Here is a 19,900-nt window from a genome sequence, read left to right on the forward strand (position 1 = left end):
TTTTTTCAAAAAGCCGCTCCAATCATAGGTTAACAAAAATTAGGCAAAATATAGTGACTAGAAAAAACGATCGTTTTTTTTAGTCACTCCAATGACCTTTAAGTATAAGAATTACAATGATTTATGTAGGTTGGTCACTTGTGACTGACGAACTTTTTTACATAACATCCTTAATTTATAACTTATGAATATCAATGGTTTTGCACTAGTATTATCACGCGTTAAATTTTTTAACCGTTGGATCGTCCTATTTATTGATTTATTTCTATCAATTCTGGCTACTGCTACTTCTCTGTCATTCCTATGGTATATCCTTGGAACAGAGCTTGTGGACGATTCTCTATTTCATATATTATCCATTTCTTTCTGTAGCAGTCTGGTGAGTTTCTTTTTGTGCCAGACCTATAAAGGTGTGATCCGGCATTCTGCATTTACAGAAACTGGACGTCTTGCTTTATCCTCATTAATAAAGGTACTTTTCATTGTCGTTTTGGTTTACCTGACCACGACGATTCAATCTCCTCGTGAATTAGCCTTAGGAGCTGTAGTAGACTTGTTCCTTACCTTCTTCCTTTTGACAATACTCCGTGTTTTCATGATCGTTTTCTATTCAATTATAGTCAATAGTGTATCCTTGAATCAAGGAAAACTATTGATTTATCAAGGTGATAAATCCGGAACTTTCTTGTTTGATGCTTCCCTGAGTGACAAACTATTGTATAAAGTTTGTGGTTTCCTGCGCTTTGGAGATCATACCTGTTTACGTGTAGGAAAATACAGAATTTATTCAATTAAAAAGCAGGTAGACTTTAACCATTTGGTTAATAGGAAAAATATTAAAGCAGTGCTGTTTACGGACTATCATTTAGTAAAAGAAGAGAGTGAGCGTTTAGTCCGTTATTGTGAAAAGAAGAAAGTTCGTATGTTGATGCTTCCTTCTGTCGATGAATTGAAGAAAGGTAAGGTTAATTTCCGTAATCTCCCTGAAGTACATATAGAAGATTTATTAGGTCGTGAGGAAATATGTATCAATATGACTGAAATCGCTACATCCTTGAAAGGTAAAGTTGTTTTGGTAACCGGAGCCGCCGGTTCTATCGGTAGCGAATTATGCCGTCAACTATGTACATTCAATCTGAAGCAATTGATCTTGTTCGACAGTGCAGAAACACCTATGCACAACATACGTTTGGAACTGGAAGAAAAATTTCCTCAGGTAGAATTTACTCCTGTAATGGGAGATATCCGGATGATCGATCGTGTTGAATCTGTTTTCCGTCGTTTTCAGCCTCAGTATGTATTTCATGCTGCCGCTTACAAGCATGTTCCTCTAATGGAAGAGAATCCCTGCGAAGCCGTTCATACGAATGTATACGGTACCCGTAATGTAGCGGATATGGCAGTCAGGTATAATGTCGATAAGTTCATTATGGTTTCGACCGACAAAGCCGTCAATCCGACGAATGTGATGGGAGCCTCCAAGCGTCTTGCAGAAATCTATGTACAAAGCTTGAGCATCGCCATCAGTAAAGGTTTGCATCCGGGTAAGACTCGTTTTATTACCACTCGTTTTGGTAATGTATTAGGCAGTAATGGCTCCGTCATTCCCCGTTTCCGTGAGCAATTAGCGAAAGGAGGTCCTTTAACAGTCACCCATCCGGACATTATCCGTTATTTCATGACGATCCCGGAGGCATGTCGTTTGGTTTTGGAAGCTGCCTTTATGGGTAAGGGAAATGAGATATTCGTATTCGATATGGGAACCCCTGTAAAGATCGCCGATCTGGCCCGTCGTATGATTGAATTGGCAGGTCTTATCCCCGATGAAGATATAGAAATCCAGTATACAGGTCTTCGTCCAGGCGAAAAACTGTATGAGGAACTTTTGGCAACGAAAGAAAATACCCTCCCTACAAATAATAGCAAAATATTTCGTGCTCAGGTGAGAGAATATGATTACAATGATATTTGCTCGGTTATGAACCCGCTGATTGCTTTGGCGATTAAAGTGGATAAAATGAGGACAGTCCAAATGATGAAAGGGATTGTGCCAGAGTTTAAGAGTAAGAATTCGGTGTATGAGGTGTTGGATAAGGTTGAATAATATCCTGTTGGCATTTTTCTTCTCTTTATCTCTTTTCTGGAAGTTCCCAGTGATGTGGATTACCTCCGTGTGGTCAATAATCACTTCGAAACAACAAACGTTAATTCTTATCGTGACATAATCACTGTGCCAGGGAAAGATTTGAAAATTCGGGTGAAAGCAATTAAAGACTTAATTCTGAAAATGAAAAGTAATTATCAGAAACGGGCAGATCAAACTGACTCGATTCGCTTTGAAATCGAGCAATCATCTTATCCAGTATTAGTTTGTGGAAACTTAAATAATACGCCAGCTTCTTATCATACCAGCGAGTGAGAAAAGGTTTGACAGAATGATTTTCAAGATGTCGTAGACGGCTATCGATATACTTTCCGACAGTTGTATAGACTGTGGCAGATTGATTATATTTTTTATTCAAATGAGTTCTTTGGATTAATCTATACCTCTACAGAGTTCTTGCTTAGTGATCATAATATGGTGATTTGGCGTGAAAAATTGCAATAAAGAAAAAAACATTGGATACAAATACAAGTAATAATAAACGGATAGCTAAAAACACATTGATGCTTTATGCTAGAATGTTTTTGACTATGCCTATTACGCTTTATTCTTCACGAGTTGTTTTAAATGCATTAGGTGTGGATGATTTTGGACTTTATTCTGTGGTTGGAGGTTTTGTTGCGATGTTTGCTATTATTTCGAATTCTTTAACTGCTTCAATAAGTCGATTTATTACATACGAATTAGGAGTTAGTGGTAATGATGGTCAATTGCGTAAAGTTTTTTCTACAACGATTATTATTCAATTACTTATTTCTTGTATTGTTATACTTTTATCCGAGACATTAGGTCTTTGGTTTTTAAATGTACACATGAATATTCCGTCAGAGCGACTTTTTGCCACTAATTGGGTTTTTCAGTTTTCTTTGTTGTCATTCATTATAAATCTTATGAGTATCCCATATAATGCTACTATCGTTGCTCATGAAAAAATGGGAGCTTTTGCTTATATTAGTATTGTTCAAGCTATAGGAACGTTATTAGTTGCTTTTTTGATAGATTATGCTCCATTTGATCGTTTGATATTTTATGCGATGTTAATGTTGGTTTTGTCTGTTTCGATACGTTGTCTTTATTTGTGGTATTGTAAGAGATATTTTTCTGAATGTCATTTTATTTGGTTATGGGATGTCTTTCTAATAAAAAGAATATTTAGTTTTGCTGGATGGAATTTTATTGGTGCTTCTTCTGGAATATTGCGTGATCATGGTGTAAATATTTTGTTGAATGTGTTCTGTGGACCAGTTGTAAATGCAGCTCGTGGTGTTGCTATGCAAGTAAGTGGGGCGGTTACTAGTTTTACTAATAATTTTATGATGGCCTTAAATCCACAGATAATAAAATCTTATGCAGTAGAAAATTTAGAATGTACCATGAATTTAGTTCTACAAGGAGCTCGTTATTCTTTTTATCTATTGTTGTTATTATCTCTTCCTGTCTTAATGGAGACACATACAATACTCAAATTATGGTTGAAAATAGTACCTGATTATACAGTTTCTTTTGTCCGTTTGCTTCTTTTGTATGTAATTTTTGAATCTATATCAAATACAATGATAACATTAATGTTAGCTACAGGCAAAATTCGAAACTATCAACTATTAGTGGGAGGACTCCAATTGCTGAATTTCCCTGTTTCTTATTTGTTGTTGAAAATTGGATATGCCCCGGAAACAACAGTACTTTTAGCTATTGGCATAGCGTTTTGTTGTATGTTTCTGCGTGCTTATATGTTACGTATAATGATTGGATTTGATATTCGTCGTTTTTTGCATGTAGTAGTTCTGAATGTACTTTTAGTAAGTTGTTTGTCTTTAATAATCCCTTATTGTACTACATTTTTCTTTGAAGAAGGTTTTATTCGTTTGATTATCAGTGTGCCAATATGTATGATATCAACAACTTGTGTTATTTTTTTTATAGGTTGTTCTAAGCAGGAACGTTCTTTTGTATTAAAGAAAATATTTCAGTTAAAACAGAGATTATTTTTATGAGAATAAATAAAACGAAAACAGATTGTTGTGGGTGTACAGCTTGTGAAAATATTTGTCCACATAAGGCTATTGTAATGCAGCCGGATACTTTGGGATTTCTTTATCCAAAGATTGATGACTCTCTATGTGTTGATTGTGGATTGTGTGAAAAAATTTGTTCTTTTCACACGGATTATGATAAAAGTTTGAATTTATTAAATCCTATTGCTTATGCTGCTCGTCATAAAGATTTACAAGAAATACAGACGTCTCAAAGTGGAGCGGCTTTTGTTGCTTTTTCTGATTGGATATTGAATGAAGGAGGTGTTGTATATGGTGTCGGCTATGTAGGACATTTTCGCGTAGTTCATAAAAAAGCAACAACAAAAGCGGAAAGAAATGAATTTAAAGGAAGTAAATATGTTCAAAGTGATTTAAGTTCTGTTTTTTCTCAAGTTGAAGAAGATTAAAAAAAAGGTTTAATAGTCTTGTTTTCAGGTACTCCATGTCAAACATCAGGATTAAGGTCCTATATTAAAAAATCATTACAAGAAAATTTATTTTTGGTGGATGTGGTTTGTCATGGTGTTGCAGCTCCTTTTGTTTGGGAAGATTATTTAAGCTTTTTGGAGAAAAGAGAAGGTCAAAGATTAGTGGAAACAAATTTTCGTGATAAGTCTTTTGGCTGGCGGTCTCAAGTTGAATCATTTTTGTTTTCAAATGGAAAGAAAAAGACATATTCGTTTACATTTTATACAACTATGACCATACGTCAATCGTGTATGGAGTGTCCATATACTAATCTAAAACGTCCTTCTGATATAACGGTTGCTGACTTTTGGGGAGTAGAGAAAACAAAGGCTGTATCTATGGGGGGTGATAATAGAGGATGTTCTTTGGTTTTATTAAATACTGAGAAAGGAAGGTGTTGGTTTGAGCAAGTAAAGAACAAGATGGAATATCAAGAAGTTGCATTAAGAGATTGTTTACAACCTCAATTATCCTATCCTACAGAGCTTCATCCCAAACGTTTAGAATTTGAAAGTCTTTATACAGATAAAGGTTTTAGCTATGTGTTGAAATACTATGGTTTTATTGGTTGGAAACATTTTGTAAAACGCATTATGCCGAAATCAATAAAAGTACTAATTAGAGGAGTTGTAAAGTAAAATGAAAATAGGCATTTTAACATTCCATTGTGCACATAATTATGGTGCAGTTCTTCAGGCTTTTTGTCTGCAAGAGAAACTAAAAAAACTAGGACATGATGTTTATGTTATAGATTATCGTCCTTCCTATATAGTTGATACAATATATCGATTTAGTTTTAAATGTTGGATATCAAAATCTGTTAAAGGTTTTTTTTATAAATGGAGTAATGAACCGTTTTTAATATTTGACAGAAAAAAACGTTATGATAGCTTTATGCATTTCATAAATAATAATTTAAGATTATATCCTTATAGTGCAGATTCTGATTATTCGGAGTTTGATGTTCTTATTTTGGGAAGTGATCAAATATGGAATCGTGGTATAACTGGTGGATCTTATGATGATACCTTTTTTGGGAAAAAAGCAAAGTGTAAAGTTATATCATATGCTGCGAGTAATAAAAGTTTTGGGCTAGAACAAGATGAGGTTGAATATTTTAGAAATGCTTTATCCCATTTATCAGCAATTAGTGTACGTGAGCTTTCGTTAGCAAAGCTTTTGCAACCATTAGTTTTAAACAATCATATTTCTACCGTTGTGGATCCAACCTTGTTGGCGGGAAAAGAAGTTCTATCACGTTTTGTTTCTTGCTCGAATAAGCCGCATAAAAAAACTTATGTTTTTATTTATGAATTGAGTAGCCATGATGAAACGTTGAATGTTGCAAATTCAGTGGCTAGACAATTAAATGCAGACATTATTGAATTAGAAGGCAGTTGGTCTGCAAAACGGTTGAAGCAGAAAGATATGGCAACATCTCCGGAAAAGTTTGTAGAGTATATTGCTAATGCAGCTTGTATTATTACAACTTCATTCCATGGAACTGCATTATCCATTATTTTTAATAAACCTTTTTATGCAATTAAGCAGAATAACTCTTCTGATAATCGAATCGCTTCTCTTGTTGAGAAATTGAGATTAGAGAAGCGTTTTTTGAATAAAGGAATATTGCCTACTTTTGAATTGATTGATTATGAAAAAGTTACTTTAACTTTAGAAAATGAAGTTGTTTTATCTGAAATTTTTTTAAAAGAATCTCTTCGTGAATAAAATAAATTGTTGTTCTATTTGAATTTATGAGAAATTTACATGTAATAATGCCTATGGCGGGTGAAGGCAGTCGTTTCCTCAAAGAAGGATGGACAACGCCCAAACCTTTAATCGAACTTAATGGGCAACCTTTATTTAAACATGCTATAAGTAGTGTGACAGATAAAGATATCCAGATGAAATATTCATTCATCGTTCGTCAAGAGCATATTGATAAACACCAAATAGATAAGGGTATTAAATCGTTCTTGCCTGAAGCAAACCTATTTTCTGTCGTAAAGACAACACGTGGAGCAGTGGAGACTTGTTTAATAGCAGAAAGTACTATTGCTGATGATGACGCAGTGATTATCATGGATTGCGATTTGGAATTTCGTAGTAAGAAATTTATAGAAATTATCAAGCAGATTCTCTATAAGCCGATAGAAGAAGCAACAGGTGGAGCGCTAGTCTCTTTTGAATCCAACGAACCTCGATATAGTTATGCTGCAATAGGAGAGGATGGTTTTGTAATTCGTACAGCAGAGAAAGAAGTTATCAGTAACCATGCGCTTTGTGGGGCTTACTTTTTCGCATCCGGTAGACGTTTTAAGCAAATTGCCCATCTGCTCTTGGCAGAACCAGTATTTGCTAAGCCGGAATATTATGTGAGTCTTCTTTTTAATTATCTTCTAAAAGATGGCGAAAAAGTTTGGCTTGCTCCTATGGAAGAATATTATAGTTATGGAACTCCTGAAGAACTTAAGCGATATTTATGGTTAGAGCAATAATAACCGATTTTGACGGAACATTGGTTGATACTTTTGATGCGAATCTAAAGGCTTACCAAAAAGCATTTGGAGAAGTCGGTGTGGTGTTGAGTGAAGAAAAGTATCGTGAATATTTCGGTTTTCGTTTTGACCGGTTTATGGAAGCGATGGGAATTTCTGAAAAAGAGACCATAGTTCGTATAAAGAGTTTGAAGAAAGATTATTATCCACTGTTTTTTGAATCCTTGCATCCGAATGATGCACTGATTGAGTTGATTCGTAATTTTAAATATTTTGGGGGAAAGACGGCAATTGCATCTACGGCTTGTAAGGAAAATTTAATGAATGCGCTAAATTACTTGGGGATTGTTGATTTGTTCGATCTGATTTATACAGGGCAGGACGTGAAGAATGGGAAGCCTTCACCTGAAATATATGATAAAACGATGGCTGAGCTTCAAGTTCAACCATCGGATACTCTTATTTTTGAAGATTCAGAAGTTGGTCTTCGGGCTGCAAAAGCTTCCGGTGCTTATTTCATTAAAATAACTTTTTAGATAATGGAAATAGAAGTGAAGGGCCATTCCGGCTGCCAGATCGATGTTGTTTCCGAAGACGGACAGATCTTTGTTTATAAATCGACAGCAGATCCCTTATATTTGAATCGTCTTGCTTTACAAGCCGAAAAACAACGTAAAGCCTGTTTGGTAGAGTTTCAGCATATCCGTGTACCTCTTATTTATGAATTGAAAAAAACGGATAAGAAAACGATTGTGAAGATGCAATATGTTTATTCAAAGAATTTTATTGAATTTTTTGAACAAGCAGGTTTTGAGCAAATCGATTATTTGGTTGGAGCTTTGAAATATTTCATAGAGTATGAGATCAACAAATGTAAGCTTCAGGCCGTATCTCCTCAAATATTTCGTACGAAGTTTGACGACATCCGTATGAAGTTAGAGAAAAATACGCTTTTTCAACAAGATGTCCAAGTAGTTCGCATTATTGAAGACTGTCAATCCTATTTTGATCACCTTCAAGAGATGTTGCTCCCCATAGGCGTATGTCATGGCGATCTGACTTTCTCAAATATTCTTTTTAATGGTAATAATTATTATCTGATCGATTTCTTGGATAGTTTTATAGAAACTCCACTACAAGATATTGTAAAGATTCGCCAGGATACGGCATATCGTTGGTCTCAATTAATGTACACCAAACGGTATGACGCTGTTCGTCTGGGTATTATCTGCGATAAGATTGACCATGAAATAAATCAATATTTTTCGAATAAATATCAGTGGTATACGGATCATTATAGGACTGTCCAACTTATGAATATACTGCGTATTCTTCCTTATGCACATGAGGCAAAAGTAGTTTATTATCTTAAAAATATTTTAAATAGTTTGTTGCATGAGTAGTAATTTGATTGTACCTGTAGCTGCTGATAAGCCGGAATACCGTAATAAGCTTCCTTATGTGTTTGCTTTAGGTGAAGATGGCATAATCGTTTGTATCAAATCAATATTGGGACTTTCGTTGGATCGATTTGATAATATCTATTTTACTGTTCTCCGCAAACATGATGATCTTTTTTATATAGCCGATTCGTTATGGATGCAGTGTAAACGTTTGGGATTTGTCAATGTCAAGATTGTAATTCTTGATGAACCTACACGCGATCAGGCGGAAACTGTGTTTATGACGATTCAACAAGAACGGATTTCCGGCAGTATATACATAAAGGATGCCGATTGCTATTTTGAATCGAAGGAAGCTATACGAAATGGAGTTGCGATTTATCCGATTGAAGAGTTGGAAATGCTTGATCCGCGTGATAAGAGTTATGTCGCTGTAGATGATATGTATTATATCACGAATATAATAGAGAAATCAGTAATAGGTCATTATATCAGTGCCGGTGGATATGTTTTTGAGGACTGTGAAGTGTTTTGTAGATATTATACCAGTTTACGCCATTATGACCGTTTGTATTTGTCACATATCATCTATGCCATGTTGTTGGATAAAAAAACATTTCGCCCTTTTGTGGTAAATAATTATGAGGATTGGGGATCAAAAAGAATGCTTGGTTTGAAGTTATAAAATATATGTTTCCATTAATATCTATTCTTATTCCTGCTTATAATGTGGCACAATACTTACCACAGTGTTTAGATAGTATTGTCAATCAAACCTATCCACAATTACAAGTAGTAATTGTGGATGATGGTTCTACAGACAATACCTTGGCAATTGCCAAGGTATATGCTGACAAATATCCCTATATCGAGATTTACCATCAAGAAAATGCAGGGGTGGCAGTTGCCAGAAATTCCTTGCTTGCACATGTAAAGGGAGATTATGTACTTTTTGTGGATTCCGATGATTGGCTGGAACTTGATATGATAGAATTTTTAGTCAAGAAAGTAGAAGAGTATGAAGCGGATGTCGTCACGTGTAGCATGGTTGTGAATGACACAAGGATTTCGGCTGATTACAGGCAGGAGGTTTGGAGTCAGGAGACCGTAATTGAAAAATTTCTGTTCCATAAAGAGCTATCAGGCTCTTTATGTAACAAACTCGTCTTGACGAGTTTGTTACATGGCCAGATGTTCCAAAAAGAGATATCATACGGCGAAGACGCACTGTTCTGTTGGAATATGTTTCAGAGGGTGAAAATACTTGTGAACACAAACAGGCAACTGTATCATTACAGGAGAAATTGGAACAGTATTAGCCATCAAAACTGGACTCCTGAACGAAAAGGAACGGGGCATATCGTTTGGCAAACAATATGCGACGATGTAGCAAAACGTTGGTTACAATATTTAGATGTAGCCCAAGCGCGCTTTGCTTTGGAAGATATGTGGGCACTCTACTTTGCCTCACTTTGCGGTTATAAATATGACGAGCATATCAAAGAAAGACAAAACAATATCAGAAGAAACTTGGCAAATCTCAGAAAATATAAGATGGACAGTGTTGACAGATATGTAACGGCTGCTATTTTTAGTCGTTGGTATGGCTTCGGTAGATTGATAAAACTAATAAAAGGATAAATCATGGCTAAGAGAAAGGTCTGTATATTGCAAAACGGATTGGCACGTGGTGGAACAGATACTTTTGTGGTCAATCTATGTGCATCAATAGATAAGGAGAAATATGAGATAACAGTGGTTAACCCAAGCATAAAAGAGGAAAGTCGGGTTCGTGAAGTTGATGTGCTTGCCACAGGGACAACTATCCTTCATACACACGACTTGGGTGACTTGAAAGGGAAATTTATTCACCTCAAACGTCTATATTCCATATTAAAAAAAGGAAAGTTTGATGTATTCCAAACTAACATTGATTTGTTCAACGGGCCAAACTTATTGGTGGCTTGGTTGGCTGGCGTGCCGGTGAGATGTTGTCATTCGCACAATGCCATGCAACAGAAAGCTCTTGTAGAGGGAACAACGTTCCCCATACGCATCTATCAGAGAATGATGAGGTGGATGTGCTGGCATTTCTCCAACAGGCGGTGTGGATGCTCTACCGAAGCTATGGAGTTTCTGTATAAAGGATATGGATGGCAGCAAAAGGAATATCCTAGTGTCATATCAAACGGAATAGACTTAAAGGAATATGGACGAGAGATAAACACAACCGAAAAGAAAAAAGAATTGGGACTGACGGCAAAATACAATCTGGTGACGGTAGGCAGGTTTATTCCTCAGAAAAAACCATTGTTCCTTGCCGAAATGTTCTCCAAGTTGTGCAAAAATCGCAAAGATTGCGACTTGGTGTGGGTGGGCATCGGTCCCTTGGAAGAAAAGTGTCGCCAAATATTTCAGGAAAATAGCATATCTGACAGGGTGCATTTTTTGGGCAGCAGGAATGATGTGGCTGATATATTGAAATGTTGTGATCTATTTTGTTTGCCAAGTGCTTTCGAGGGATTAGGGATAGTTATTATTGAAGCCCAAGCGGCAGGTTTGCCGTGCATAGTTTCGGATGTAGTGCCAAGGGCCGCTGATTGTGGCAAATGCTACTTTGTTCCATTGTCTGACAACTACGATGTATGGGTAAAAAACATGAGCGACATGATAGACGGTAAGATAAGATTGAGTATTGACAAGGAAAGACTGCAAAATTATTCCATCAGCCACATGGCCAAACAGATGGAGAAAGTTTTTGAATCTATTAAATAAACCAATAATATGAGAGTCGTATTTGTAAATCTCCATTCTGACTGGATGCTCCTTAGGGTGGCGATGGTCTATGTGTTTAAGTATTCAGCAGCCATCAAACATGGTTATCTGTTGAAATATTTGTTGGAACACCCGAAGGAATACGAGGTGTGCAACTATATAAACGACCGGGGCTTCTCTTTATTCACAAACGGAAATGGTATCTTTATGAAATTCTTGAATAAATTAAGTGGCATAGAGAATCGGATTACATTGAAAAAGAATGGTATCAAACCTAAACATATAACCATACTAAAACATCCTGAAGAAATAAGGAAGGATGATATAGTCATTCTCTATAATGTTTGTCATGAAGGACTGAGGGGGATGAATCAAGTCAATGCATTTAAGGCATTAAGTATGCTACACTTTCATGGACGGAAAGAAGAGAATGCTGACATTCGTTGTGCAAACATCAGTTGTTACTTTAATGAAGTGGATTTAAGTGCCACTTCTGAAATATTCAGGAAGTATTATTCCGTGAAATGTCCGTGGGTAATTCATCCGTTTGTATTCGCAGAGCGGTTTAGGAACATGAAGCCGTTTAAGGAGCGCAAGAACAAATGTTTTTCCACAGGAACCATCACCTATAAGAAACACGATGAATTCCTTTCCGTGTATGGTGATCCTTGTGACCAACCAGCCAGAAAATTTGTAAAAGACAATCCGGAGTATTTCAAAGACACGGTAGATTGTTATAGTAGCGATTATTTGGAAGACAACTCAGGAAAGCCTGTCAATGCAGGTGATAATACCCTTTTGAAATTATACAAAAAGATTTACAACCGTACCCATGTGGGTAAACAAAAGAAATATTTCTCTTTCGATATGGTAGAGAAATTCAACGAATATAAAATGTGTCTTATTGGTGAAGAAATCTTGGGGGTACCTGGCATCGGTTATGTGGAAGGCATGGCTTGCGGATGTGCCTATATTGGAATCGACTCTTCCATGTATCGTGATCTCGGACTTATTCCCGGTACACATTACATAGTGTATGACGGAACGAAAGAAGGATTACGTAAAGTGGTGAAGTACTATCAGAAGGAAGAACATCAAGAAGAGTTGGAACAAATTGCTAAGGCAGGGTGTGAGTTTGTTCGAACTCATTTCAATGGACAAACGACAGCGGAGACTTTAATGTCTAAGCTAAAGGAAGAACAACAAAAATGGCTGCGTAAGTAGTTGTAGGAAAATGATAGACGCTATATATTATCAAGGCATATTTCTTTTCATCGTAGCTTTTTTTACATTTTTCTGTTTTATGAGATATTATAGCTATGGTGGCACTATATTGGAGTGGAAAGGTTCACCATTAATTTTGGCAATTGCACTGTCTTTTTTTATCGGTTTCAGACCTATACATCGTGTGTTTGCCGATACAGTAGGATATGCTTCGTACTATAATTCCCACATAAATTTGCCTTTCTCATTTTCAGTAGATGTTGAAAACATACTTTTCGACAATTTGCTTGAATTTATGTCTTCCAATGGCATTTCTTATTCTATATTTTTTTTGGTTATTGCATTTATTTATTTTATTGGCAGATATATATCGTGTAGGAAAATGTTTCCTAATAACAGTTGGGCAGCGTATCTTGTTTTTTTAGGGGCTTTTTTGACATTTGCATCGTCTGTAAATGGAATAAAAGCCGGTGCAGCTGCATCTATTTTTGTTTGTGCTGTCGCTTATAAAGATAATAAAATTTTATCAGTCATACTATTACTCACAAGTTGGGGGTTTCATCATTCAATGCATCTCTGTATATTGGCTTTCATAGCGGTTTCGCTTTATAAGAATACTAAATTTTATTCTCTATTTTGGATTTTCTGTTTGCTGGTCGCGATAATGCACATTTCCTATTTTCAAAATCTTTTTGCAGGATTGACGGATGAAAAAAGTGCGAGATACTTGACTGATGAAGAAGGATGGATGACCGGTATGAGATACGATTTCGTATTATATAGTTTTATACCAATCCTGTTGGGTTGGTATTACAGGTTTAGGAAAAAAGTTGAAGACGTGGAGTATGATTTTTTGTTGAACTTGTATATGCTTATAAATGGATTGTGGCTACTTTGTATGTATGCAAACTTTACAAATCGGATTGCTGCTCTTTCGTGGCTTTTATATCCGATAGTATTGATATATCCTTATTTTTCAGTAAATATTCAGATTAAAAATAAAAATAAAACATTCTCTGTAGTTATGGCTGTGCATTTACTTTTTACGTTGTTTATGGCAGTCGTATATTATTAAAAAATTTTACATTTATTGGTATGTCAAACAAAGATTTAAGCCTAACTTTTAGGACTTTCAAGCATTTGGGAATTATTCACGATGAAAAGAAATATGGTAGAATTTCGCTTTTTTCAATAATAGGTCATGCCTTAAAATCTCTTAAGATTATCATTTGTTTTAAGATGGCTTATAAGCCGGGAATTGTAGAAACAATATACTTTAATAAGTTTCGAGCTTACCTTTGGAGAAAAATGGGATGTCATGTAGGTAAAGGGGTGTGTATCGGACATTCTGTTTCTACAGATATAGGCAATACAGATCTTATCCATATTGAGGACCATGTCATTATAACAAACTGTTCCATAATTCTTTGCCATAGGCGGGACATGAAAAACTATCGAAAGTATGATAATTCCTACGAACTACCTTACATCCATAACCCCGTGACTTTAAAAAGAGGTTGTCAAATCGGCATGGGGGCCATTGTAATGCCTGGCGTAACTATTGGTGAAGGGGCTATTATAGGGGCAAGGTCGGTTGTCACAAAGGACATTCCTGCTTGGACAATTGCAGCTGGGGCTCCGTGCAAGGTTATCAAAGAAATTAGTGAACGGGAGGATGTAAATGAATAGACATGGTTGTTTAGTCATATCATTGGATTTTGAGATGATGTGGGGATGTCATGATTGGGCAACTCCCATGGACTATGGGAAAAGCAATATTAGTGCAGTGCGCTCTGTCATTTACAAGTTGCTTGAATTGTTTAATCGATATGAAATACATGCAACATTTGCAACTGTTGGACTCCTGTTTTGTCAAGACAACGAAGATGCCATAAAACATCGGCCAGTGAAGTTACCTTCGTATTTTGACTCAAATTTAAGTCCTTTCAAAATTGATTACATAAATCGTATTAACGACCAAGATTTCTCTTTGTATTATGCATTGGATGTTATAGAAAAGTTAAAGATATGTCCGAACATAGAAATCGGTTCGCATACATTCAGTCACTATTTTTGTCAAGAAGAGGGACAGACAATTGAAGAATTCCAAGCCGATCTTGCAGAAATGAACAAAATTGCTTCCGAACACGGTGTTGAATTAGAGTCTATTATATTCCCCAAGAATCAGGTCAGTAAGAATTATATTGAAGCATGTGTTAATTGGGGATTAAAATATTATCGAGGTAATGCACTCAAATATTTCTCCCCGACTAAAAACAAGACGATAGCTCTAAAAAATCGTATTTGCAGATTGGTAGATGCTTATGTGAATATTGGTGGAAATACATCCTATCCTTATGAAAGGATTGATAGAAGTAAAAATCTTATAAATATACCAGCTAGTCGTTTTATTCGTCCGTTCATTCCCAAATTATATCTTTTGGAAAGGTTAAGGTTATATCGGGTGAAATGCGAAATTCGTTATGCAGCCAAACACAATGAAGTATATCATATCTGGTGGCATCCACATAATTGTGGTGCTAATCTTGAAAACAATATGTGGTTCATTGAAGAGATTTTGAAATGCTATAGTGAATGTCATCGTACATATAGTATGCAGTCATATACGATGAGAGAAATTGCAGACTTGTTGTTAAACTCCAAAAAATAAAATATAATGCCGAGGATTTCAGTTTTAATGGGAATTTACAATTGTGCAGATACCCTTAGGGAGGCATTGGATTCTCTATATGCACAAACATACAAAGACTTTCAAATAATTCTTTGTGATGATGGTTCAAAGGATGAAACATATAATATCGCATCAGAATATGCAAATAGATATGACAATGTCATTCTTCTTAAAAATGATCGAAATCGTGGACTTAATTATACTCTAAACCATTGTTTGCAATATGCAGACACGGAACTTATCGCAAGAATGGATGGTGATGATCTTTCAAAACCGGAACGTTTTGCTATACAGGTGAAGTTTCTTGATGAACATCCCGAATATGGAGTTGTAAGTACTCCTGGAACATATTTTGATGAAAATGGTGTATTCAGAATAAATAAGGGACAAGGAGAAGTAAAACCTAAAGATTTTATACGAAGTAGCCCTGTTGGTCATGCAGAATGTATGGCACGAACGGCGGTGTTTAAGAAAGTAGGTGGATATACTGTCGATGACAGACTGCTTAGAGTGGAAGATTATCATTTATGGTTTAAAATTTTTGCGGCAGGATATAAATTATATCAAATGTCCGAAAGTCTTTATTTAGTTAGGAGCAGTTCGGCAAGCATATCGCGTCGCAATTGGAAAAGCAGAAAGAATGAAGTATATGTAAAACATATTGGCTACAAAATGATTGGTTTACCGTGGTATTATCAGATATTCACATTAGAACCCATTATCAAGTATTTACTCCCACGTTCTTTATATGTTTATTTGCATAGAAGAAAGAACAATAGCCACAATCACAATTGATTTACTTTACAAAGTAAGGGTGATAAAATTTAGCTTTAATAAATGTATAGAAAAAAAATAGCTTTCGTAGTGGCTTCTCCTGTAACAGCACGTGTTTTCTTGAAAGACCACATGATGCGATTGGTACAGGAATATGACGTACATCTTTTGGCCAATTTTTCCAAAGAAGATAAAGACGAATTTGCCCAAATAGAAGTCAGTTGCCATTGGATTCCCATACAACGGAAAATATCTATTTGGAATGATTTGAAAACATTGTCGGTAATTTGCCAAATCTTTAAACAAGAGCATTTTGAGAGTGTGCATTCGGTTACTCCTAAGGCGGGGTTATTGACTGCTTTAGCGGGTTGGTTAGTAAGAGTTCCACATCGTATCCATATTTATACAGGACAGGTGTGGGCAACACGTAGGGGAGTCATGCGTACCTTGTTGAAATGCATGGACAAAATACCAGCATGGTTCAATACGGATTTGTTGGTTGATGGCAAATCGCAACGTAATTTCCTTATTAAAGAAGGAGTGCTGAAAGAAGCAAACAGCCAAGTATTGGCTAACGGTTCGATAGCTGGAGTACGGTTGGAACGGTTTGTCATTTCTGAAGAAGTGCGCAAACGTGAGCGGGAGAAGTTTCGATTTACCGATGAAGATGTGGTTTATATCTTTATCGGCAGATTGAATCATGACAAGGGCATAGGAGAACTGTATGAAGCTTTTAGCCAGATGGTTGAGGAATGCCCTCATGCTAAATTGTTGTTGTATGGTTTCGATGAAGAGAATTACGAGGAAAAGGCGCGAGATTATCCTGCTCTGAAACGTGACGAAAACTTCTTCTATCCAGGAATTACGCGTCAACCTTATGAAGTCTTGCAATGTGGCGATGTTTTTGTTCTTCCAACTTGGAGGGAAGGTTTTGGTACAAGTGTACTTGAGGCTCAGGCATTAGAACTTCCTGTGATTACAAGTGATGCGTATGGGGTAGTTGATGCTTCAGTACCTAATGAGACCGGGATACGTTGTGGGGTGAATGATCCGGAGGGATTGTATCAATGTATGAAGTGGTATTATGAGAATCCAGCTGAACGTAAATTACATGGATTGAACGGACGGAAACGTGTAGAAGATAAATTTGATAATAATGTGTTAACTGCTGCATGGTTACGATATTATCATGAAATATTGAACTAAAACTTCTAAATGTGAAGCGATGAAATATTTTGCTTCCCATTCGGTGGAAGTAGAAAAGATGGCTACCAATGCCCGTCCGTTGATCGTTTCCCGTTATGAACAGCGGATGGTATGGAATGCATTGTTGGCTGAATACAAGTCTATAATTTAAGGAGTAATCCATGTATAAACATTTTTTTAAACGATTGATCGATTTTATCATCGTTTTTTGTGTATTGGCCGTGATCTGGCCGATATTGTTGGTTATCACCTTGTGGTTGCATTTTGCCAACAAAGGAACTGGCGTTTTTTTCATGCAAGAACGCCCTGGGAAAGGGGGAAAAGTATTTAAGGTAATCAAGTTCAAGACCATGACGGATGAACGGGATGCTGACGGTAATTTACTGCCTGATGCGGATCGGTTGACGAACGTAGGGCGTTTTGTTCGTTCTACTTCAATCGATGAGTTGCCCCAGCTGATAAATGTCCTGAAAGGGGATATGGCGTTGATCGGACCTCGTCCCTTATTGGTTCAATATCTACCATTGTATAGTAAAGAGCAAGCTCGTCGTCATGATGTGCGACCGGGTATTACCGGATGGGCACAAGTGAACGGACGTAATGCGATCAGTTGGACGAAGAAGTTCGAACTGGATGTCTGGTATGTGGACCATTGTTCGTTCTTGTTGGATGTAAAGATCATCTTTTTAACGATAAAAAAAGTGTTTGTCCGGGAAGGTATTTCACAAGAGGGACAGGCAACGATGGAGTTTTTTACGGGTAATAATTAAACGGATATGTATTTATACGGTGCGAGTGGTCATGCTAAAGTGATCATAGATATATTAAAAGCGAATCATATAGAGATAGAAGGTCTTGTCGATGATAATCCGAATATAAATGAACTTTTAGGTTATCCGGTTTTTCATGGAAAAGAAGATATTTCACCTCTGATAATAAGTATAGGAGATAATAAAATACGTCAGATGATCGCTCATAAATTGAATGTTGAGTTTGGAACGGCGATACACCCGTCTGCGATGATCTCTCCTTATGTTATTGTACGGGAAGGATCGGTTATAATGCAGGGAGCGGTTGTCCAGTCTTGTGCCTGTATAGGGAAACATTGCATTGTTAATACCGGAGTGTCAGTTGATCATGAATGTGTGATAGAAGATTATGTGCATATCTCTCCACATAGTACGCTTTGTGGAAACGTTCATGTTGGTGAAGGTTGTTGGATCGGTGCAGGTACGACGGTTCTACCGGGTGTCAAGATCGGAAAATGGTCTGTTATAGGTGCTGGCTCGGTAGTTGCCAAAGACATTCCGGATGGGGTTTTGGCTGTAGGAAATAGATGTAAGATATTAAAACATTTGTAATAGATAATGAACAAACGAATTTACCTTTGCCTAGCCCACATGAGCGGCAAAGAACAGACTTTTATCCAAGAAGCCTTTGATACCAATTGGGTTGTACCCTTGGGACCGAATGTGAATGGGTTTGAAGAGGATCTGAAACATTTTGTAGGTAATAATAAGGAAGTTGTAGTACTCTCTGCCGGTACGGCAGCCGTCCATCTTGCATTGTTGGCCTGTGGTGTGGGACCGGGGGACGAAGTGATTGTACAGAGCTTTACTTTCTGTGCTTCTTCGCATCCGGTGACTTATCTGGGGGCTACTCCGGTATTTGTGGATTCGGAGGCGGATACTTGGAATATGGACCCGGAGTTGTTGGAAGAGGCTATTAAAGATCGGATCGCCAAGACTGGTAAGAAGCCGAAGGCGATTGTTCCCGTTTATCTGTATGGTATGCCTGCTAAGATTGAGGAGATTATGGCGGTTGCCAATAAGTATGATATTCCGGTTATCGAGGATGCTGCCGAAGGATTAGGCAGCCGGTATGACGGACAGGTTTGTGGTACGTTTGGACGGTTTGGGGTACTTTCTTTCAATGGGAATAAGATGATTACGACTTCCGGAGGCGGTGCATTAATTTGTCCGGATGAAGAGGCTAAAAGGAAAATCATGTTCTATGCTACCCAGGCTCGCGAGTCATATCCTTATTATCAGCATGAAGAGATCGGTTATAATTACCGTATGTCGAATATCTGTGCCGGTATCGGACGTGGGCAGATGACAGTACTAGAAGAACATATCGCCCACCATCAGTACACTTGCCGTCTTTACAAGGAGTTACTTGCCGGAGTAGAGGGAATCGTACTGCATGAAAATCCATCTTCCCGGTTCGATAGTAACTATTGGCTGAATACAATCCTGCTTAATACTGACTTACATGTGAAAGGTGAAGAACATGCCTATGAAACCGCTGTGCAGGGAGCCGTAGGAGGCGCAGCCGGTGTGACACACGAGGCTTCTTCCTTGCATACAGCCTCGGAGCCGAACCGGAATGTGGAAGCCATGCGTATGGCCTTGGATGTTGCCGGTATCGAATCTCGTCCATTGTGGAAACCGATGCATTTGCAACCTGTATATAAGAATAACCCTTGTTATGTGAATGGCGTGAGCGAATCTTTGTTCAAACAAGGGCTTTGTCTGCCAAGTGGCCCGTGTGTGACGGATGAGGATGTGGTTTATATTGTGCAAGAGATCAAGAAGGCGGTTATGTAACGTGATTATATAAAAAAGAATAAAAACAGCCGTAAAAAAATTACAGTA

Annotated in this window: 21 protein-coding genes; all 21 read left to right on the forward strand. The window is 37.1% G+C overall.

From position 1 onward, the window contains the following. Positions 1-184 precede the first annotated feature (184 nt). The 21 genes from NBH15_RS00625 to NBH15_RS00720 all read left to right on the forward strand — a co-directional run bounded on the left by NBH15_RS00625 (position 185) and on the right by NBH15_RS00720 (position 19,852). Entirely contained in the window at positions 185-2,104 is a 1,920-nt protein-coding gene (locus tag NBH15_RS00625) for a UDP-N-acetylglucosamine 4,6-dehydratase family protein (protein ID WP_250821741.1), read from the forward strand. 515 nt (positions 2,105-2,619) lie between these two features. Then, positions 2,620-4,158 carry an MATE family efflux transporter gene (locus NBH15_RS00630; protein ID WP_250821742.1) on the forward strand — a complete coding sequence of 513 codons (1,539 nt, stop codon included), beginning with the start codon at positions 2,620-2,622 and terminating at the stop codon, positions 4,156-4,158. After that, on the forward strand, positions 4,155-4,607 hold the full coding sequence (locus NBH15_RS00635) for a 4Fe-4S dicluster domain-containing protein (RefSeq protein ID WP_250821743.1): 453 nt from the start codon (positions 4,155-4,157) through the stop codon (positions 4,605-4,607). The genes NBH15_RS00630 and NBH15_RS00635 overlap by 4 nt, the downstream gene beginning before the upstream one ends. An 18-nt stretch (positions 4,608-4,625) precedes the next feature. Further along, complete coding sequence (locus NBH15_RS00640; protein ID WP_250821744.1) at positions 4,626-5,306, forward strand: Coenzyme F420 hydrogenase/dehydrogenase, beta subunit C-terminal domain; 681 nt, start codon at positions 4,626-4,628, stop codon at positions 5,304-5,306. Between the two features lies 1 nt (position 5,307). Then, complete coding sequence (locus NBH15_RS00645) at positions 5,308-6,399, forward strand: polysaccharide pyruvyl transferase family protein (protein WP_250821745.1); 1,092 nt, start codon at positions 5,308-5,310, stop codon at positions 6,397-6,399. A 26-nt stretch (positions 6,400-6,425) separates the two neighbouring features. Continuing rightward, positions 6,426-7,169: a glycosyltransferase family 2 protein gene (locus NBH15_RS00650; protein ID WP_250821746.1), complete on the forward strand. Its 744-nt coding sequence runs from the start codon at positions 6,426-6,428 to the stop codon at positions 7,167-7,169. Next, positions 7,154-7,705 (forward strand): HAD family hydrolase, encoded by a 552-nt coding sequence (locus NBH15_RS00655; protein WP_250821747.1) that lies wholly within the window; start codon positions 7,154-7,156, stop codon positions 7,703-7,705. Before NBH15_RS00650 ends, NBH15_RS00655 begins: the two co-directional genes overlap by 16 nt. A 3-nt stretch (positions 7,706-7,708) precedes the next feature. Then, on the forward strand, positions 7,709-8,572 hold the full coding sequence (locus NBH15_RS00660; RefSeq protein ID WP_250821748.1) for a phosphotransferase: 864 nt from the start codon (positions 7,709-7,711) through the stop codon (positions 8,570-8,572). Further along, entirely contained in the window at positions 8,565-9,257 is a 693-nt protein-coding gene (locus tag NBH15_RS00665) for a glycosyltransferase family protein (RefSeq protein WP_250821749.1), read from the forward strand. Before NBH15_RS00660 ends, NBH15_RS00665 begins: the two co-directional genes overlap by 8 nt. Continuing rightward, positions 9,221-10,213 carry a glycosyltransferase family 2 protein gene (locus NBH15_RS00670; RefSeq protein ID WP_250821750.1) on the forward strand — a complete coding sequence of 331 codons (993 nt, stop codon included), beginning with the start codon at positions 9,221-9,223 and terminating at the stop codon, positions 10,211-10,213. Before NBH15_RS00665 ends, NBH15_RS00670 begins: the two co-directional genes overlap by 37 nt. Before the next feature lie 3 nt (positions 10,214-10,216). Then, a complete protein-coding gene (locus NBH15_RS00675) occupies positions 10,217-11,347 on the forward strand; it encodes a glycosyltransferase (protein ID WP_250821751.1) in 1,131 nt (376 codons plus the stop codon). A gap of 9 nt (positions 11,348-11,356) precedes the next feature. Beyond that, the gene (locus NBH15_RS00680; protein WP_250821752.1) at positions 11,357-12,571 is read left to right on the forward strand and encodes a glycosyltransferase; all 1,215 of its coding nucleotides are present in this window, start codon (positions 11,357-11,359) and stop codon (positions 12,569-12,571) included. A gap of 10 nt (positions 12,572-12,581) precedes the next feature. Further along, complete coding sequence (locus tag NBH15_RS00685) at positions 12,582-13,646, forward strand: EpsG family protein (RefSeq protein WP_250821753.1); 1,065 nt, start codon at positions 12,582-12,584, stop codon at positions 13,644-13,646. Positions 13,647-13,666: 20 nt separating this feature from the next. Further along, positions 13,667-14,260, forward strand: coding sequence for an acyltransferase (locus NBH15_RS29180; protein ID WP_284706441.1), 594 nt, complete (start codon positions 13,667-13,669; stop codon positions 14,258-14,260). Continuing rightward, entirely contained in the window at positions 14,253-15,242 is a 990-nt protein-coding gene (locus NBH15_RS00695; protein WP_250821754.1) for a polysaccharide deacetylase family protein, read from the forward strand. Before NBH15_RS29180 ends, NBH15_RS00695 begins: the two co-directional genes overlap by 8 nt. Positions 15,243-15,248: 6 nt before the next feature. After that, complete coding sequence (locus NBH15_RS00700) at positions 15,249-16,058, forward strand: glycosyltransferase family 2 protein (RefSeq protein WP_250821755.1); 810 nt, start codon at positions 15,249-15,251, stop codon at positions 16,056-16,058. Positions 16,059-16,100: 42 nt separating this feature from the next. After that, a complete protein-coding gene (locus tag NBH15_RS00705) occupies positions 16,101-17,243 on the forward strand; it encodes a glycosyltransferase family 4 protein (protein WP_250821756.1) in 1,143 nt (380 codons plus the stop codon). 19 nt (positions 17,244-17,262) lie between these two features. Further along, positions 17,263-17,394, forward strand: a complete 132-nt coding sequence (locus NBH15_RS29185; protein ID WP_284706442.1) for a hypothetical protein — start codon at positions 17,263-17,265, stop codon at positions 17,392-17,394. Positions 17,395-17,404: 10 nt separating this feature from the next. After that, positions 17,405-18,013, forward strand: coding sequence for a sugar transferase (locus NBH15_RS00710; RefSeq protein WP_250821757.1), 609 nt, complete (start codon positions 17,405-17,407; stop codon positions 18,011-18,013). A gap of 6 nt (positions 18,014-18,019) precedes the next feature. Then, positions 18,020-18,604 carry an acetyltransferase gene (locus NBH15_RS00715; RefSeq protein ID WP_250821758.1) on the forward strand — a complete coding sequence of 195 codons (585 nt, stop codon included), beginning with the start codon at positions 18,020-18,022 and terminating at the stop codon, positions 18,602-18,604. A 6-nt stretch (positions 18,605-18,610) separates the two neighbouring features. Further along, entirely contained in the window at positions 18,611-19,852 is a 1,242-nt protein-coding gene (locus NBH15_RS00720; RefSeq protein ID WP_250821759.1) for a DegT/DnrJ/EryC1/StrS family aminotransferase, read from the forward strand. The last annotated feature ends 48 nt before the right edge of the window (positions 19,853-19,900 follow it).

Origin of the sequence: Parabacteroides caeci (assembly GCF_023656795.1) — a bacterium.
In the GTDB taxonomy this organism is placed as follows: domain Bacteria; phylum Bacteroidota; class Bacteroidia; order Bacteroidales; family Tannerellaceae; genus Parabacteroides; species Parabacteroides segnis.

Coding starts and splice junctions, on each gene's coding strand:
- NBH15_RS00625 (WP_250821741.1), top strand. CDS start 185: ATGAATATCAATGGTTTTGCACTAGTATTATCACGCGTTAAATTTTTT.
- NBH15_RS00635 (WP_250821743.1), top strand. CDS start 4,155: ATGAGAATAAATAAAACGAAAACAGATTGTTGTGGGTGTACAGCTTGT.
- NBH15_RS00645 (WP_250821745.1), top strand. CDS start 5,308: ATGAAAATAGGCATTTTAACATTCCATTGTGCACATAATTATGGTGCA.
- NBH15_RS00650 (WP_250821746.1), top strand. CDS start 6,426: ATGAGAAATTTACATGTAATAATGCCTATGGCGGGTGAAGGCAGTCGT.
- NBH15_RS00655 (WP_250821747.1), top strand. CDS start 7,154: ATGGTTAGAGCAATAATAACCGATTTTGACGGAACATTGGTTGATACT.
- NBH15_RS00660 (WP_250821748.1), top strand. CDS start 7,709: ATGGAAATAGAAGTGAAGGGCCATTCCGGCTGCCAGATCGATGTTGTT.
- NBH15_RS00665 (WP_250821749.1), top strand. CDS start 8,565: ATGAGTAGTAATTTGATTGTACCTGTAGCTGCTGATAAGCCGGAATAC.
- NBH15_RS00675 (WP_250821751.1), top strand. CDS start 10,217: ATGGCTAAGAGAAAGGTCTGTATATTGCAAAACGGATTGGCACGTGGT.
- NBH15_RS00680 (WP_250821752.1), top strand. CDS start 11,357: ATGAGAGTCGTATTTGTAAATCTCCATTCTGACTGGATGCTCCTTAGG.
- NBH15_RS00685 (WP_250821753.1), top strand. CDS start 12,582: ATGATAGACGCTATATATTATCAAGGCATATTTCTTTTCATCGTAGCT.
- NBH15_RS29180 (WP_284706441.1), top strand. CDS start 13,667: ATGTCAAACAAAGATTTAAGCCTAACTTTTAGGACTTTCAAGCATTTG.
- NBH15_RS00695 (WP_250821754.1), top strand. CDS start 14,253: ATGAATAGACATGGTTGTTTAGTCATATCATTGGATTTTGAGATGATG.
- NBH15_RS00700 (WP_250821755.1), top strand. CDS start 15,249: ATGCCGAGGATTTCAGTTTTAATGGGAATTTACAATTGTGCAGATACC.
- NBH15_RS00705 (WP_250821756.1), top strand. CDS start 16,101: ATGTATAGAAAAAAAATAGCTTTCGTAGTGGCTTCTCCTGTAACAGCA.
- NBH15_RS29185 (WP_284706442.1), top strand. CDS start 17,263: ATGAAATATTTTGCTTCCCATTCGGTGGAAGTAGAAAAGATGGCTACC.
- NBH15_RS00710 (WP_250821757.1), top strand. CDS start 17,405: ATGTATAAACATTTTTTTAAACGATTGATCGATTTTATCATCGTTTTT.
- NBH15_RS00715 (WP_250821758.1), top strand. CDS start 18,020: ATGTATTTATACGGTGCGAGTGGTCATGCTAAAGTGATCATAGATATA.
- NBH15_RS00720 (WP_250821759.1), top strand. CDS start 18,611: ATGAACAAACGAATTTACCTTTGCCTAGCCCACATGAGCGGCAAAGAA.